Here is a 15,658-nt window from a genome sequence, read left to right on the forward strand (position 1 = left end):
GTGAGCGCCCGCAGGCCCGCCCCACTCCCTGTGCACGCTTCCATCACTTCCCGGCCGCGAAGGCCTCACGCACCCCTGCGCGGATGGGATTTGTCACTGTGCCTGAGCAAACTGGCTGCAAGGTGCACGTGAGAGCATGACCGGGTTCTGACCGCTGATATCCCGACGAACGGCAGGACTCGGCCCCTGTCTCGCTTTCGGTGATCCCGAATCCCTGTCTCGGGCTGGTCCCACGTCCAGTCACGGAGGCGAAGGGAGTTCGGAATCTTGCCCAGCAAGAACGATTCGCAGCAAGGTAGTTACCGTCGGTCTCTGGGCACCGTGGCACTCACCGCCACCGGCCTCGGATCCATCATCGGTTCCGGCTGGCTCTTCGGAGCCGAACGCGCCGCAGCCATCGCAGGCCCGGCCGCCATCCTGGCCTGGGTCATCGGCGCCGTCGTGGCGCTGACCATCGCGCTCACGTACACCGAACTCGGCGCGATGTTCCCCAAGGCGGGCGGCATGGTCCGCTACGGCCAGTACTCGCACGGTTCGCTCGCCGGCTACCTCGCCGCCTGGGCCAACTGGATCGCGATCGTCTCCGTCATACCCGGGGAGGCCACGGCCTCCGTCCAGTACATGAGCTCCTGGTCCTTCGACTGGGCACAGGGACTGTTCGACGGGAAGGAGCTGACCGGCAGCGGCGTCGCGCTCGCAAGCGTGCTGCTCGTCTTCTACTTCTTCCTCAACTGGTTCGCGATCACCCTGTTCGCCAAGACGAACACCGCGATCACCGTCTTCAAGGTCGTCGTACCGATCCTGACGGCGGGCGCGCTCATCGCCGCGCACTTCGACACCAGCAACATCAAGGACAACGGCGGCTTCGCGCCCAACGGTTGGAGCGCCGTCTTCACCGCCGTCGCCGTCTCCGGCATCGTCTGGGCGTACAACGGCTTCCAGTCGCCGATCAACATGGCCGCCGAGGCGCGTACGCCGGGCCGCTCGCTGCCGAAGGCCGTCATCGGCTCCATCGTCATCGCGCTGCTGATCTACCTGGCCCTCCAGGTCGCCTTCCTCGGCGCCGTCCCGGCCGCCGACCTGAACGACGCAGGCGGCTGGGCGGGCCTCGCCTACGACTCGCCGCTCGCCGACCTGTCCCTCGCCTGGGGCCTCAACTGGCTGGCGCTGCTGCTGTACGCGGACGCGTTCATCTCGCCCTCCGGCACCGGCATGATCTACGCCGCGACGACCTCGCGGATGATCCACGGCGTGCAGGAGAACGGGCACCTGCCCGGCATCTTCGGCCGCGTCGACAAGAAGACCGGCATCCCGCGCCCGGCGCTGGTGCTCAACCTCGTCATCGCGTTCCTCTTCCTCGCGGTCTTCCGCGGCTGGGGCTCGCTCGCCGAGATCGTGTCCGTCGCGACCGTCATCTCGTACATCACCGGTCCCGTCGCCGTGATGTCCCTGCGGCGCCTGTCGCCCGGGCTCGGCCGTCCGGTGCGGCTGCGGGCGATGCCGGTCATCGCGCCGCTGGCGATGGTCTTCGGCTCGCTGGTCCTCTACTGGGGCCGCTGGCCGCTCACCGGCAAGGTCATCCTGATCATGGCCGTGGGCCTGCCGATCTGGGCCTGGTACGAGCTGCGCAAGCCCTGGGCCGAGCTCAAGCCGCACCTCAAGGCCGGCGCGTGGGTCGTGACCTACCTGCTGGTGATGGCCGCCACCTCCTGGGCCGGCGGCACCGAGTTCGGCGGCCAGGGCTACCTGGCCCCCGGCTGGGACCTCGCCGTCGTCGCCGCCCTGGGCCTGCTGTTCTACTTCTGGGGCGTCCGCAGCGCCTGGCGCAACCCGTCCCTGGAACGCATCGAACAGGAAATGGCCGCCGAGGCCGAGTCCGACGAGGGCCCCTCCGACAACGGCCCGAACGGCGGGGGCGGCACCCCCGACGACGACGGCCCGGACCCCGCCCCGGCCGGCGACGCCACCCGCGAGCCGGCCAAGGTCTGACCCCCGGCTCCGACGTCACCGAAAAGGCGCCGCCCCGCAACTCGTGCGGGGCGGCGCCTTCGTCGTACGCGGCTCACTCCGCGAGGCGGACGGGATTCCCCGGCTCGTCGAGCCACAGCTCCGGCTCGGCACCGTCACCGGTGAAGGTGAGGCCGAACCGGTCCCGCGCGGGAGTGCCCAAGGCGAGCCACCGCGCGTGGGCGTCCCCGACCTCGTCCCACAGCCTGCGGTCCCCGTGCTGCTCGGTCTCGAACTCCTCGCGGCCCGGGACGTATTCGACCGTCGCCCAGGAACGGGCATCGTCGGACAGCAGCCAGTACGTGGCCTCCCCCGAGCCGTCCTCCGCCTCGTACAGCACCGGGCGGGCGAAGGGAACGAAACGGGAGAGGAACCAGCGTGCGTCCGGCTCCTCCAGCGTGCGCGGATCGATGTCCGTCCCGGCGATCTCGCCGGGCTGCCCGTCGTAGACCTCGCGGATCAACGGGCGGGACGGGCGGTGCGCCTCCGCCCACATGAACGCCGGACTCCCGGAGAACCGTCCGGTGCCTCCCCTCCCCCGCTTGGTGAGCGTCAGCAGGCTGTAGGAGTGGAAACTGTTGCCGTACGGGGTGACGAGCCTGCCGCCGTCGGCGAGTTGCTCCAGCAGGGCCGCCGGGACACCGCCGAGCGTGCAGGTGGCCACGATGCCGTCGTACGGGGCCCGTTCGGGGTGCCCCAGCAGTCCGTCGCCCGGCACGAGGAGCGGCCGCATGCCGCAGCCGTGCAGACTCCCGCGTGCCACGTCGAGCACCTCGGACGCGCTCTCGACGCTCACCACCCGCGCCTCGCCCAGCCGGTGCGTCAGCAACGCGGCGTTGTACCCCGTACCGGTCCCGATCTCCAGTACGCGATCCCCCTCCCGCACGCCGAGCAGCGCGAGCATCTCCAGCATCAGGGACGGCATGGACGAGCTGGAGACCGGAACGCCGTGCGCATCGGTCCGGGTCACGATCGCCGTGTCGTCGTAGACCGCCCGCGCCCACTCCTCCGGGTCACGGGCGCGGTCCAGGCTCTCCGTCCGGTCCGGCACGAACCGGCCCCGGTCGACCCCGGCCACCGCATCCGCCCAGCCCGGCGGCACGGCACCCCTGCCCCTCAGCGCCCTGACGAGGTCTTCGTGCCCGGTCACCGCGCTACTTCCGCTCGGGCGGCCACTTGCCGTCCGACTCCCGGGGCGACTGCTTCTTGTCGCCCTCCTCGCCGCCCTTTCCGTCGCCATGCTTGCCCATCAGCGGGCTCCTCCTTCGCCTTGTCCGTCTTCCCGGTCTTCCCGTGGATTCGTCGCGTACGCCACCCTCACGGAGGGCCGTGTGCACCAGGGTTTCCGGGACGCGGTGTTGAGCGGTCGGCGCTCTCGTAGGCGTGCGGAGCCGCCTGCTGAATTCCACGCTCTCTTCGCCCAACTCCCGGCCGTTGGAGGAGAGGTCCAGGAATTTCACGGGTCAGGGCTTTCGCTTTCCCAGGGAACGTACGCTGGCAAGGAGGTGATTTTATGTCGTCGCTTGCCGAGAACGTCCGGAATCATCGCCGCCGCATGGGCTGGAGCCAGGAGCAACTTGCCGAAGAGGCCGACCTGTCCGTGGGCGTCGTACGCAAGGTCGAGCAGGGCGGGGACGCCAGGGTCGAGACCCTTCACACACTCGCGCGGGCCCTCGGCACCACGACCTCCAGTCTCTTCGCAACGGAAGTCCCCGACCCGGTCCGTGCAGCCGAAGGAGACGGCCCCAGGCTCGCGGAGCTGAGACGAGCGCTCATGCCGCCCGTCGGTCTGTCCGAAGTGCTGGTGGAGCCACCTCAGCCCGTCGATCCGGCCGCGATTCAGCGCGACATCGACGACGCGCACAGCCTGTACCACGCAGACCGCTACGACTCCGTCGCAAAGAAGCTCCCCGGCATCCTGAGCGCCTCCGAGGCCGCGGTCGTGACCGCCGAGGATGAAGATGCTCGACAGCAGGCCGCTGCCGTGCGCGCAGGGGCCTTCCTGCTCGCAGGTAAGTTCCTGACGCAGGTCAGGCGGTACGACATGGCCTACCACGCGCTCTCCCAGGGCATCAGGGAAGCCAGGGAGGTGGGGAAGACCGGCATGGCCGCCACGGGTGTCGTGGGCCTTGCATGGCTACTCCTGAGGCAGGACCGCTTCGACGAAGCGGAACGTCTGGCCACCACGACGGCCTCGGAGGTCGAGCCGCGCATCTCCAGCGCCACGCAAGGTGAGTTGGCCGTGTGGGGTGAGCTTCTTCAGCGTGCCGCCTCCGCGGCCGTGCGGAACAACCGGCCGGACGTCGCGAGGGAGGCCCGACGCATGACGGCGACGGCCGCCAGCGCCCTGGACTCCGAGCACGTGAACTTCCCCGAGCACTGGACCACGTTCGGGCCGGTGACGGCCGAGACGAAGGTCATCGAAGACCTCGCGCTGATCGGGGATTCTCGTGGTGTGCTCCGCCGAGCCGATGAAGGGCCGGTCGGAGCAAAGGCGTTGAAGCGTTTCGGCCGGACGAGCGCGAACAACTGGGACCGGCACCGGCTGGATGTCGCCCAGGCTCACGCCCGACTGGGGTCGCACCAGGATGCGATGGATGAGCTCAACTCCATCCGCCGGACCTCGCCGGAGTGGCTGAAGCACCAGATGATGGCGCGCTACGTCATGGAGGACATCCTGACGAAGCGCAAGCGGACGCTGACCACAGGCATGCGGGACATGGCCTCTCACCTGGGCGTCACCGGGTAACTACAACGCAACGTGGCACTTCGTGACGTACAGCCAGGTAAGTGCCACGTCGCGTGTCTGGGTCATGCCTCTGCGTGCTCGTAGGTTCGTGGTCATGGCAACCACCGACAGAAGGCCGGGCGCCACGGAAGTGCCCAACGGCACGCTGGCGAAAGACCCCGAGCACGACGGCAAGGTCGGCGTGGTGATGGGCAGCGAAGGCCCGTACCTCCAGCTCCGGCCGCTCAACGGCGGCCGGGAGTGGGACGCCAGGCCCGAGAAGATCGAGCGCCTGACCGCCCGAGAGGAGATCAGCGCTCTCTTGGCGGTGCAGAACGAGCGGTCAACGAAGAGGCGCCTGTGAGCGGACGCCGAGCGGTCCTCGTTCACAAGGAGTGGGCGCTCGAAAACTCCGGCCGCAACCCCCTGCATCTCACGTACCGGGAGATCGTCACGCGCCCCTGGCGCACCTGGATGCGGCCGTGATCCGGCGACTCGTCGGCCGGTACGCGGGGGTCCTGTTCATCATCGTCATCGCCGCCTCGTGCGGCCTGGTGGTCGGCGCATCGCTCGCCACGTATTGAGCCGGGTCGCCCTGAGCGAAGGCCCGCGTTCCGCGGGCGTGGCTCCCCCGTCTCCGTTCAGGGCGGCCCCATCAACTCCCGCCCCATCGCACGTGGGCAGAGCCCCGCGGCCGGGACGGGCGCAAGTGAAGGTGGCGCGGGGAAAGCCCTCGCGTCAGCAGGCGCATGAAGGAGAAACCGTGACCCGGAACTCCACCACCGCATCCCTGACCCCGTGGGGCATGAACCGCATGGCGCCCCTCCGCAATGGCGAACCCTCCCCCTGGCGGTACGAGGGGATCGACTCCGAAACCCAGACGGGCCGTTGGGTGGGCGCTGACGGCGTCATGACGCCCGCCGAACTCGGAAAGCACGGCACGTCCGTGAACACCTACCCGCCCACGCAGGTCAGCAAGGACGGACAGCAGGACGGCGACAGCGGCCACGACGCGTCGCAGGACTGAGGGGGTAACTGATGGACGGGCGCCCGGTGTTGGTCGCGACCGAATACGAAGACGCCACTGCCGATCTCGTGATCGCTGAGCTGAACCGGCGCGGGGTGCCCGTCCTGCGGTTCGACCCGGGCCGGGATTTCCCGGACCGGGTCGGCCTGTCGGCCTGCACCGGTCCGCGCGGGTGGCAGGGGAAGCTGTCCGTGGGCGAGCGGGCGGCAGCCCTCGCCGAGGCGAGGGCGCTGTACCACCGACGCCCCAGCCCGTACACGCACCCCCGGGAGGGCGAGCAGGCGGCACGCTTCGCCGCTCAGGAGAACCGCCGCGGCCTCGGAGGCGTGCTGGGTGCACTTCCGGACTGCCTCTACCTGAGTCACCCTCAAGCCATCGCGAGGGGCGAGTACAAGCCGGCCCAGCTCGCCGAGGCGGTACGCGTCGGGCTCCACGTTCCGCGCACGCTCATCACCAACGAACCGGCCGAGGCACAGGCGTTCACGGCCGAACAGCCCACCCTCTACAAGCCGCTGCACGCCGGACCCTACGACGTGGGTGGTGAACCGGCAGGCATCTGGGCGGCCCCCGTGAAGCCGCATGAGATCGACGACTCCCTGCGCCGATGCGCCCACCTCTTCCAGGCCCAGGTCGAGAAGACCTCCGACATCCGTGCCGTGGCCGTCGGCGAAGAGGTCTTCTGCGCGCGCATCAGCGCACCGCCCGGCGTCGTGGACTGGCGAGCCGAGTACACGAGCCTCGAATACGAGTCCGTGGGCTGTCCCGCGGAGTTACGCCGCGCTCTCCTGCGCTTCCTCGACGCTTTCGGCCTGAACTACGGGGCCTTCGACTTCGCCGTCGCCCCGGACGGCTCGTGGTGGTTCCTGGAGTGCAACCCGAACGGGCAGTGGGCGTGGCTCGAAGCCGCCGCCGATCTTCCCCTCACCCGCGCCATCGCCGACCTACTGGAGAAAGGGAAGTGACAGTGAGCGAGAGTTTGTCATCCGAAGGACAGCGAGCCGGCCTGGCGCGGCGGCTGTCCGAGGCCGGCGTATTGCGAAGTCCTGAGTGGGGGGCGGCAGTCCTGGCCGTGCCGCGCGAGGCGTTCCTCGCGGGCGGCTGGTTCGAGTACGAAGACGGGGGCTGGTACCGGCCGATGCCCCCCGCCGACTCGGACGGCGCCCTTGGCCGCGTCTACGAAGACGCCACGCTGGTGACGCAGGTGGCCGGGGCCGTCGTACCCGGCGAAGTCGAGGGACGGATCGCACAGCGGCCCACCTCTTCCTCGACGCTTCCGAGCCTGGTCGTGCGCATGCTGGAGGAGCTGGGGGCCAAGCCCGGTGCGAAGGTGCTGGAGATCGGAACCGGTACCGGCTACTCGACCGCCCTGCTGAGCCACGTGCTCGGCGACGAGCAGGTGACCTCGGTCGAGGTTGACGAAGAGGTCTCCTTCCGCGCCGGGGTCGCCCTCGCCGGCTTGAACTACTGGCCCGACCTGGTCGTAGGGGACGGGCTACGTGGCCACGACGGCGGAGCCCCGTACGACCACGTGATCGCCACCTGCGGCGTCCACACCATCCCCGCGGAGTGGATCGCGCAGACCCGGCCAGGCGGCGAGATCCTGGCCACGGTCGTCGGGTGGATGGGCGCCTCCGAACTCGTACGCCTGACTGTCGCGGACGACGGCACGGCCAGCGGCCCCGTCCTGGGCGGGCAGGTGTCGTTCATGCTCGCTCGCCCGCACCAGGCGCCCCCCTTGGGGGTGCTGCCCGACCTCGACGAGGGCAAGGCGGAGAAGACGGAACTCGGCGCCGACGTGCTGGACGAGTGGACTCCCCGGTTCGTCGCACAATTCGCAGCTCCTGGCACGCAGCGCATCATGCTCCCGCGCAACGGCCGCACGGAGCACATCTTCCTCGACGTCAAAGCCGGATCATGGGCGTCGGTGTACGAGGAGGAGGGCGGCTGGCTGGCCCGGCAGGGCGGACCGGAACGCTTGTGGGACGGCATCGCTCAGCAGGTCACCCAGTGGGAGAAGGGCGGCCGGCCCGCCGTTGAACGCATGAACCTGCACGTCGGCCCCGAAGGGCAGTGGCTCACCTGGGACTGAGCAGAACCACCCACAAAGCCGCCGCCCCAACTCCTGTGGGACGGCGGCTTCGTGGTTTCGGGCCGGAAGGGCGGTTACTGCCGCACCCCCCGGTACCAGACGCCGTCCACCAGGGGGACGCCCGGGCGGTAGGCGAGGTGGACGTGGGAGGGGGCGTCGAGGGTGGTGAGGTCGGCGTAGGCGCCGGGGGTGATGCGGCCGATGTCGTCGCGGCGGAGGGCCCGGGCGCCGCCTGCGGTGGCGGACCAGACGGCCTCGTCGGGGGTCATGCCCATCTCGCGCACGGCGATGGCGATGCAGAACGGGACGGACGAGGTGAACGAGGAGCCCGGGTTGCAGTCCGTGGACAGGGCGACGGTGGCGCCCGCGTCCAGCAGGCGGCGGGCGTCCGGGTAGACGGCGCGGGTGGAGAACTCGCAGCCGGGCAGCAGCGTCGCGACGGTGTTCTCGGCCTGGCCGAGCGCGTCGACGTCGGCGTCGCTCAGGTGCGTGCAGTGGTCGGCGGAGGCCGCGCCGAGCTCCACGGCGAGCTGGACGCCGGGGCCCTGGCCGAGCTGGTTCGCGTGGACGCGGGGGATGAGGCCCTGGGCCGCGCCCGCGGTGAGGATGGTGCGGGCCTGGTCGCCGTCGAAGGCGCCCTTCTCGCAGAACACGTCGACCCAGCGCGCGTACGGGGCGCACGCCTGGAGCATCTCGCCCGCGACGAGGGAGACGTACGCGTCCGGGTCGTCGGCGTACTCGGGGCCGACGATGTGCGCGCCGAGGTAGGTGACCTCGTCCAGCTGCTCGGAGGCGATGCGCAGGGCGCGGGCCTCCTGCTCGACGGTGAGGCCGTAGCCGGACTTGGTCTCCAGGGTGGTGGTGCCCTGGCGGCGGCACTCGGCGATGTAGCGGGCGAGGGTGGCCGCCAGCTCCTCGTCGCTCGCGGCGCGGGTGGCGGCGACGGTGGTGCGGATGCCGCCGGCCGTGTAGGAGCGGCCGGACATGCGGGCGTTGAACTCGGCGGTGCGGTCACCGGCGAAGACGAGGTGGCTGTGCGAGTCGACGAAGCCGGGGAGGACGGCGCGTCCGCCCAGGTCGTGCGCCGTGTCCGCGGCAGGCGCCTGTGCGGCGGGTCCGGCCCAGGCGATGCGCTCGCCCTCGATGACGACGGCCGCGTCCTCGACCAGGCCGAGGGGGCCCTCGGCGCCTTCCAGTGCGGGGTCGTTGGTGACGAGGGTCCGGATGCCGGTGAGGAGGGTGGTGGTCATGTGTCCTTCTTGCGGTGCGGTGGTGGTGCCGGTGGGTGCGGATCGAGGGGTGCGGACGGGTCAGGTGTGCAGGGCGGTGATCGCCGTGCGGAGGGCTCCGGCGACGTCGGGGACGGTGGTGTGGGCGCCGTCGCGGACGATGTGGCGGCCGCCGACGACGGTGTGCCGTACGTCGGCCGCTGTCGCGGCGAACACGGCGGTCTCGGCGCCGAGTTCGGGCGGCGGCCCTGCCGTGCGGACGGAGTCGAGGGCGAGCGTGGTGAAGTCGGCGGGGGCGCCGGGGGTGAGGCGTCCGGCGCCGGGGGCGCCGAGCGCGGCGTGCCCGTCCTCGGTGGCGGCGCGCAGCAGCTGGTCGGCGCTCCAGTGGCCGCGGGTGCGGGTGCGGAGGCGCTCGTCGAGCTCCATGGCGCGGGCCTCCTCCAGCAGGTCGACGACGGCGTGGCTGTCGCTGCCGAGCGAGAGCGGGCTGCCGGCGCGCTGGAGCGCGACGGCGGGGCCGATGCCGTCGGCGAGGTCGCGTTCGGTGGTGGGGCACATGCACACACCGGCGCCGGTGCCGCCGAGCAGCGCGACGTCCTCGTCGGTGAGGTGCGTGGCGTGCACGGCGGTGGTGCGGGGGCCGAGGACGCCGTGGTCGGCGAGGAGGCGGGCCGGGGTACGGCCGTGCGCCGCGCGGCAGGCGTCGTTCTCGGCGGTCTGCTCGGACAGGTGGACGTGCAGCGGGGCCCCGCGCTCCCCGGCCCAGCCGGCGACGGCCGCCAACTCCCCTGCGGGGACGGCCCGTACGGAGTGGACGGCGGCGCCGACGAGGGCGTGCGGCAGGACGGCGGCGCGGTCGGCGAGGGCGGAGGCGCGCTCGGCCCAGGCGTCCGCGGTGCCGTCGGAGAAGCGGAGCTGGTGCTCCTCGGGGGGCGCGCCGGTGCCGCCGGGGCCGAAGCCGGAGGCGAGGTAGGCGGTGTCGAGGAGGGTGATGCGCAGGCCCGCGTCGGCGGCGGCGGCGAGGAGCGCCTCGCCCATGGCGTTGGGGTCGGCGTACCGGGTGCCGCCGGGCGCGTGGTGCAGGTAGTGGAACTCGCCGACGCGGGTGATCCCGGCCAGCGCCATCTCGGCGTACACGGCGCGGGCGAGCGCGTGGTAGCTGTCCGGGGTGAGCCGGGCGGCCGTCCGGTACATGAGTTCGCGCCAGGTCCAGAAGGTGCCGCGGCCGGTCTGGGTGGTGCCGCGCAGGGCCCGGTGGAAGGCGTGCGAGTGGGTGTTGGCGAGGCCGGGGAGGGTGAGCCCGCGCAGCACGGTGGCCCCGTCGGGCACCTCCTGGCCCGCGCGGACCTCGGCGAGGGTGCCGTCCGGCGCGGTGTGGAGGGTGACGCCCTCCGCGACGGTGCCGTCCAGCCGGGCGTGTTCGCACCAGTAGGTCAGCTGCCGCACGTCAGGCCCTCCAGCGCGTCGGCGAGGGCGTGCACTCCGGCCACGCAGTCGTCCTCCTCGGCGGACTCGGCGGGCGAGTGCGAGACGCCCGTGGGGTTGCGGACGTACAGCATCGCGGTCGGCACGGCGCCGGAGAGGATTCCGGCGTCGTGTCCCGCGCCGGTGGGCAGGACGGGGGCGCCGCCGAGGCCGCGGGCGAGCCGGTCGCGCAGGCCGTGGTCGAAGTCGACGACGGGGGTGAAGGACTCGCGGGTGACGGCCACCTCGACGCCGTCGGCGTGGCCGCGCGCGACGGCGGCCTTCTCCACGGCGGAGACCAGCGCGGCGAGGGTGTCCTCGTCGGCGGCGCGGCTGTCGAGCCAGCCGCGGACGAGGGACGGGATGGCGTTGACGCCGTTGGGTTCGACGGAGATCTTCGCGAACGTGGCCAGCGCTCCGGCGAGTTCGGCCTGCTCGCGTGCGGTGAGGACGGAGGCGGCGTAGGTGAGCATCGGGTCGCGGCGGTCGGCGAGGCGGGTGGTGCCCGCGTGGTTGGCCTCGCCGTGGAAGTCGAAGCGCCAGCGGCCGTGCGGCCAGATCGCCGAGGCGACGCCGACGGGGTGCGGGGTGCCGGCGAGGGCGCGGCCCTGTTCGATGTGCAGCTCGACGAACGCGCCGATGCGGGCGAGCCGTTCGGGGTCGGGGCCGAGGGCGTCCGGGTCGTACCCGGCGCGTTCCATGGCCAGGGCCAGGGTGACGCCGTCGCCGTCGCGGAGTTCGCGGGCGCGCGCCGGGTCGAGGACGCCCGCGGTGAGGCGGGAGCCGACGCAGGCGAGGCCGAAGCGGGCGCCCTCCTCGTCGCCGAAGTTGACGATGCCGAGGGGGCGTTGGGGGGCGTGGCCCCGCGCGCGCAGCTCGTCGACGGCGGCGAGCGCGGAGACGACGCCGAGGGGGCCGTCGAAGGCGCCGCCGTCGGGGACGGAGTCGAGGTGCGAGCCGGTGACGACGGCGTCGCCCGCGGCCGGGTCGCCGAGCCAGGCCCACTGGTTGCCGTTGCGGTCGACCTCGTAGGCGAGTCCGCGTGCCTCGGCCTGCTCGCGGAACCAGGCGCGGCAGTCGGCGTCGGCGCCGGTCCAGGCGTAGCGGCGGTAGCCGCCGGAGCCCGAGTCGCGGCCGACGGGGGCGAGTTCGCGCCACATGCGGTGGAAGCCGTCGGGCTCGCCCGCCGGGAGCTTGCGGTCCTGCTGCACTGCCGTCACTCGTTCTCCTCGCGCATCGGTACCCGTACTCCGTGCTCCAGGGCCACCTCGGCAGCGCGCTCGTACCCGGCGTCGACGTGCCGGATGACGCCGGTGGCCGGGTCGTTGGTGAGCACCCGCTCCAGCTTCCGCGCGGCGAGCTCGGTGCCGTCGGCGACGCACACCTGCCCGGCGTGGATCGAGCGGCCCATGCCGACGCCGCCGCCGTGGTGCAGGGAGACCCAGGAGGCGCCGGAGGCGGTGTTGACCAGGGCGTTCAGCAGCGGCCAGTCGGCGATCGCGTCGGAGCCGTCGAGCATCGACTCCGTCTCGCGGTACGGGGAGGCCACCGAGCCCGAGTCCAGGTGGTCCCGGCCGATCGCCAGCGGCGCGGACAGCTCGCCGGAGGCCACCATCTCGTTGAACCGCAGCCCCGCGAGGTGCCGTTCGCCGTGGCCGAGCCAGCAGATCCGCGCGGGCAGGCCCTGGTGGTGGACGCGCTCACCGGCGAGGGTGAGCCAGCGGGCCAGCGAGGCGTTGCCGGGGAAGAGGTCGAGCAGGGCGCGGTCGGTGGCGGCGATGTCCGCCGGGTCGCCGGAGAGCGCGGCCCAGCGGAACGGGCCCCTGCCCTCGCAGAACAGCGGGCGGATGTAGGCGGGGACGAAGCCGGGGAAGTCGAACGCGCGGCCGTAGCCCGCCAGTCGGGCCTCGCCGCGGATGCTGTTGCCGTAGTCGAAGACCTCGGCGCCCGCGTCCTGGAAGCCGACCATCGCCTCGACGTGCCGGGCCATGGACTCGCGGGCCCGCTCGGTGAACTCGGCGGGCCGCTCGGCGGCGAGCGCCGCCATGTCCTCGAAGGCGACTCCGGCGGGGAGGTAGGAGAGCGGGTCGTGGGCCGAGGTCTGGTCGGTGACGACGTCGACCGGCGCGTCCGCCGCCCGGAGGCGCGGCAGGATCTCGGCGGCGTTCCCGAGCAGCCCGACGGACAGCGGACGGCGCTCGTCGCGGGCCCGGGTGACCAGCTCCAGGGCGTGGTCGAGGCTGTGCGCGCGGACGTCGAGGTAGCCGTGCGCGATGCGCCGCTCGATGCGGGACGGGTCGCACTCGACGCAGAGGGCCACGCCGCCGTTCATGGTCACGGCGAGCGGCTGGGCGCCGCCCATGCCGCCGAGTCCGGCGGTGAGCGTGATCGTCCCGGCGAGGGACGGCTGGTCGGTGACGCCCCGGGAGGCGAGCGAGGCGGCGACGGCGGCGAAGGTCTCGTAGGTGCCCTGGAGGATGCCCTGGGTGCCGATGTAGATCCACGAACCGGCCGTCATCTGGCCGTACATGGTGAGCCCGAGGGCTTCGAGGCGGCGGAACTCCTCCCAGTTCGCCCAGTCGCCGACGAGGTGGGAGTTGGCGAGCAGGACGCGGGGCGCCCACTCGTGCGTGCGGAGCACGCCGACCGGTTTGCCGGACTGCACGAGCAGCGTCTCGTCGTCGCCGAGGGTCTTCAGGGTGCGCACCATGGCGTCGAAGGAGCGCCAGTCGCGGGCGGCCTTGCCGGTGCCGCCGTAGACGACCAGCTGGTCCGGGTGTTCGGCGACCTCGGGGTCGAGGTTGTTCATGAGCATCCGGAGGGCGGCCTCCTGCGGCCACCCCCGGGCGCTGATCCGGCTCCCGCGCGGGGCACTCACGGGTCGCGGTCCTGCCATGGCCCTGCCTCCCTGGATCGCGTGGTGCGCTGCTGTGCCTCGGGTACCTCGATGTGCCGCCCTGGATTCAACTATTCACACACTCTACGGAGTGAATAGAGCTAGTCAACAGGGCCTCCCTCACCCCCGGACAGTCCGGCCGTACGCGCCCGCCGCCCCCGGTTCCGTGCTTCGCTGGCCCCATGGACGCCACCGACTCCCCCGCCCCCGGAACCGGCCCCGCCGCCCGCCGCGACCTCGCCGTGGCGGCCGCCGTCCGCCAGGGCCTGGTGACGGAGGACGGGCAGCCGCTCGCCGCACTGCTCGACGTGCGCACCGTCCGCGACGCCGCGGCCGCGCTGCGCACCGCCTTCGACGAGGTGACCGCCCCCGGCCAGGAGGTGCTGCACACCTTCGCCGTGAAGGCCGCCTCGCTCGTGCCCGTGCTCCGGCTGCTCGCCGGGGAGGGCATCGGCTGCGAGACCGCCAGCCCCGGCGAACTGGCGCTGGCCCGCGCCGCCGGGGTTCCGGCCCGGCACACCGTCCTCGACTCCCCCGCCAAGACCCCCGCCGAGCTCCGCGAGGCCCTCGACCTCGGCATCGCCGTCAACGCCGACAACCCGCAGGAACTGCACCGCCTCGACGCGCTCGTACCCGGCCGGGCCGAGGAGTCACTCCGGCTCGGACTACGGGTGAACCCGCAGGTCGGCGGGGGTTCGATCGGGGCGATGAGCACCGCGACGGCCACGTCCAAGTTCGGCGTCGGACTGCGCGACCCGGGTGCGCGCGAGTGGCTCGTCCGCGCCTTCCTCGACCGCCCCTGGCTGACCCGGCTGCACGTGCACAGCGGCTCCCAGGGCGTCCCGCTGGACCTCATGGCCGAGGGCGTCCGCGAGGTCTACGAGCTGGCCGAGGAGATCAACGCGGCCGCCGGAACCCCGCGCGTACGCGTCCTCGACCTCGGCGGCGGCCTCCCCGTCGACTTCACCTCGGACGAGCCCCCCGCCTTCGGCGCCTACGCCCGGCTCCTCGCGCGCACCGCCCCCGGCCTGTTCGACGGGCGGTACGGGCTGGTCACCGAGTTCGGCCGGGCGCTGACCGCGAAGGCCGGGACGGTCCTCGCCCGCGTCGAGTACACCAAGACGGCGGGCGGCCGCCGGATCGCCGTCACCCACGCCGGCGCCCAGCTCGCCGTCCGCACCGTCTTCGCCCCCGACTCCTGGCCCCTCCGCGTCGCCCCCTACGACCCCGACGGCCACCCCCTCACCGGCGACCCCGTCCCCCAGGACATCGCGGGCCCCTGCTGCTTCACCGGCGACCTCACCGCCCACGCCCGCCCCCTCCCACCCCTCACCCCCGGCGACCACATCACCCTCCTCGACACCGGCGCCTACTACTTCTCCACCCCCTTCACCTACAACTCCCTCCTCCGCCCGGGGGTTTACGCCTTCACGACGTCGCCCGACGACGTCCACTTCTCGACGGTGCGGGCGCCACAGACGGTGGAGGAGATGGTGCGGGAGTCGGGGGGCTGAGGGGGCGGCGCCGGGGGGCCTTTCGGTCTGGTGCCTCAACTGGGGTGGGTCAGGGGGGACTTCGCCGGGCAGGGGTATCGTCCGGGCGGGGGCCGCCTTAACTGCCCCGCCATGACTGATGGGTGCGCTTTGCCCGATTGCCCGGAAGTTGCCGAAAGCGCGGCTCACGCTCGCTAGCATCACAGGCCGGGAACTGTGGTCCCCGTGCTTGCGGGGGTGGTCCCGTCGTCACCTCTGGTGCGACGCTCGGCTCGATGTGCCCCCCGCGCGTGCGGGCGTGGTCCCCCAACTCCCGGCACACCAGGGCCCGTTCCCGGGTGCTCCCCGCGCGTGCGGGGGTGGCCCCTGGCCGTAGTCGATGACCGGCGGGGCCTCGGGGTGGTCCCGAGTTCGTGGTGCCGTCATCCAGCTCTGCTCGGCGCTCCCCGCACTTGCGCGGGTGACCCCGCGTCCTCGCTGCGGGTGTAGTAGCCGGACCGGCACTCCCCGCGTATGCGGGGTTGACCCCGAGCATGGGCACAGTTCGGAACGCTGGGGCCGCATTCCCTGCGCGTGCGGGATCCTGCCGATGAGGCGACGTGGCCACCCGAAGGCTTTGGCTGGCCACACGTTCCAACTTCTCGCGAGCGGGCGACACTTCACCGGACAGCCGACTATCGTCCGTTCGGTACCCCCGGTCACCGCCCGACGCTCTCGCGGGTGAC

General features: G+C 72.4%; 12 protein-coding genes. 7 read left to right on the forward strand and 5 right to left on the reverse strand.

Annotated elements, in window-relative coordinates; all coding sequences use genetic code 11:
- Positions 1-321: 321 nt before the first annotated feature.
- Positions 322-1,989: an APC family permease gene (locus tag HCC30_RS26675; RefSeq protein ID WP_346776826.1), complete on the forward strand. Its 1,668-nt coding sequence runs from the start codon at positions 322-324 to the stop codon at positions 1,987-1,989.
- 73 nt (positions 1,990-2,062) lie between these two features.
- Here the strand turns inward: HCC30_RS26675 and HCC30_RS26680 are convergent, their stop codons facing one another.
- Positions 2,063-3,157 (reverse strand): methyltransferase domain-containing protein, encoded by a 1,095-nt coding sequence (locus HCC30_RS26680; protein ID WP_346776827.1) that lies wholly within the window; start codon positions 3,155-3,157, stop codon positions 2,063-2,065.
- Between the two features lie 363 nt (positions 3,158-3,520).
- Between HCC30_RS26680 and HCC30_RS26685 the strand changes: the two genes are divergently transcribed.
- From HCC30_RS26685 to tgmC, 5 genes are all read left to right on the forward strand, one after another.
- A complete protein-coding gene (locus tag HCC30_RS26685) occupies positions 3,521-4,756 on the forward strand; it encodes a helix-turn-helix transcriptional regulator (protein ID WP_169445458.1) in 1,236 nt (411 codons plus the stop codon).
- A gap of 94 nt (positions 4,757-4,850) precedes the next feature.
- Positions 4,851-5,099 (forward strand): hypothetical protein, encoded by a 249-nt coding sequence (locus HCC30_RS26690; protein WP_240979922.1) that lies wholly within the window; start codon positions 4,851-4,853, stop codon positions 5,097-5,099.
- Positions 5,100-5,498: 399 nt separating this feature from the next.
- Positions 5,499-5,762, forward strand: a complete 264-nt coding sequence (tgmA, locus tag HCC30_RS26695; RefSeq protein WP_346776828.1) for a putative ATP-grasp-modified RiPP — start codon at positions 5,499-5,501, stop codon at positions 5,760-5,762.
- 11 nt (positions 5,763-5,773) lie between these two features.
- Positions 5,774-6,724, forward strand: coding sequence for an ATP-grasp ribosomal peptide maturase (tgmB, locus tag HCC30_RS26700; RefSeq protein ID WP_169445459.1), 951 nt, complete (start codon positions 5,774-5,776; stop codon positions 6,722-6,724).
- A gap of 2 nt (positions 6,725-6,726) precedes the next feature.
- A complete protein-coding gene (tgmC, locus tag HCC30_RS26705; RefSeq protein ID WP_169445460.1) occupies positions 6,727-7,851 on the forward strand; it encodes an ATP-grasp peptide maturase system methyltransferase in 1,125 nt (374 codons plus the stop codon).
- A 74-nt stretch (positions 7,852-7,925) separates the two neighbouring features.
- Here the strand turns inward: tgmC and hutI are convergent, their stop codons facing one another.
- From hutI to hutU, 4 genes are read right to left on the reverse strand one after another with little or no spacing between them, the layout of a single operon-like run.
- The gene (hutI, locus tag HCC30_RS26710) at positions 7,926-9,101 is read right to left on the reverse strand and encodes an imidazolonepropionase (RefSeq protein ID WP_169445461.1); all 1,176 of its coding nucleotides are present in this window, start codon (positions 9,099-9,101) and stop codon (positions 7,926-7,928) included.
- A gap of 60 nt (positions 9,102-9,161) precedes the next feature.
- Complete coding sequence (locus HCC30_RS26715) at positions 9,162-10,526, reverse strand: formimidoylglutamate deiminase (RefSeq protein ID WP_169445462.1); 1,365 nt, start codon at positions 10,524-10,526, stop codon at positions 9,162-9,164.
- Positions 10,514-11,704 carry an allantoate amidohydrolase gene (locus HCC30_RS26720; RefSeq protein WP_169445492.1) on the reverse strand — a complete coding sequence of 397 codons (1,191 nt, stop codon included), beginning with the start codon at positions 11,702-11,704 and terminating at the stop codon, positions 10,514-10,516. The genes HCC30_RS26715 and HCC30_RS26720 overlap by 13 nt, the downstream gene beginning before the upstream one ends.
- Before the next feature lie 56 nt (positions 11,705-11,760).
- On the reverse strand, positions 11,761-13,440 hold the full coding sequence (hutU, locus tag HCC30_RS26725; RefSeq protein WP_169445463.1) for a urocanate hydratase: 1,680 nt from the start codon (positions 13,438-13,440) through the stop codon (positions 11,761-11,763).
- A 182-nt stretch (positions 13,441-13,622) separates the two neighbouring features.
- On the opposite strand from hutU, the gene HCC30_RS26730 reads away from it, so the two are divergent.
- Positions 13,623-14,954 (forward strand): diaminopimelate decarboxylase, encoded by a 1,332-nt coding sequence (locus HCC30_RS26730; RefSeq protein ID WP_169445464.1) that lies wholly within the window; start codon positions 13,623-13,625, stop codon positions 14,952-14,954.
- Positions 14,955-15,658: the final 704 nt, after the last annotated feature.

The organism is Streptomyces sp. HNM0574, assembly GCF_012726235.1.
Taxonomy (GTDB): Bacteria; Actinomycetota; Actinomycetes; order Streptomycetales; family Streptomycetaceae; genus Streptomyces.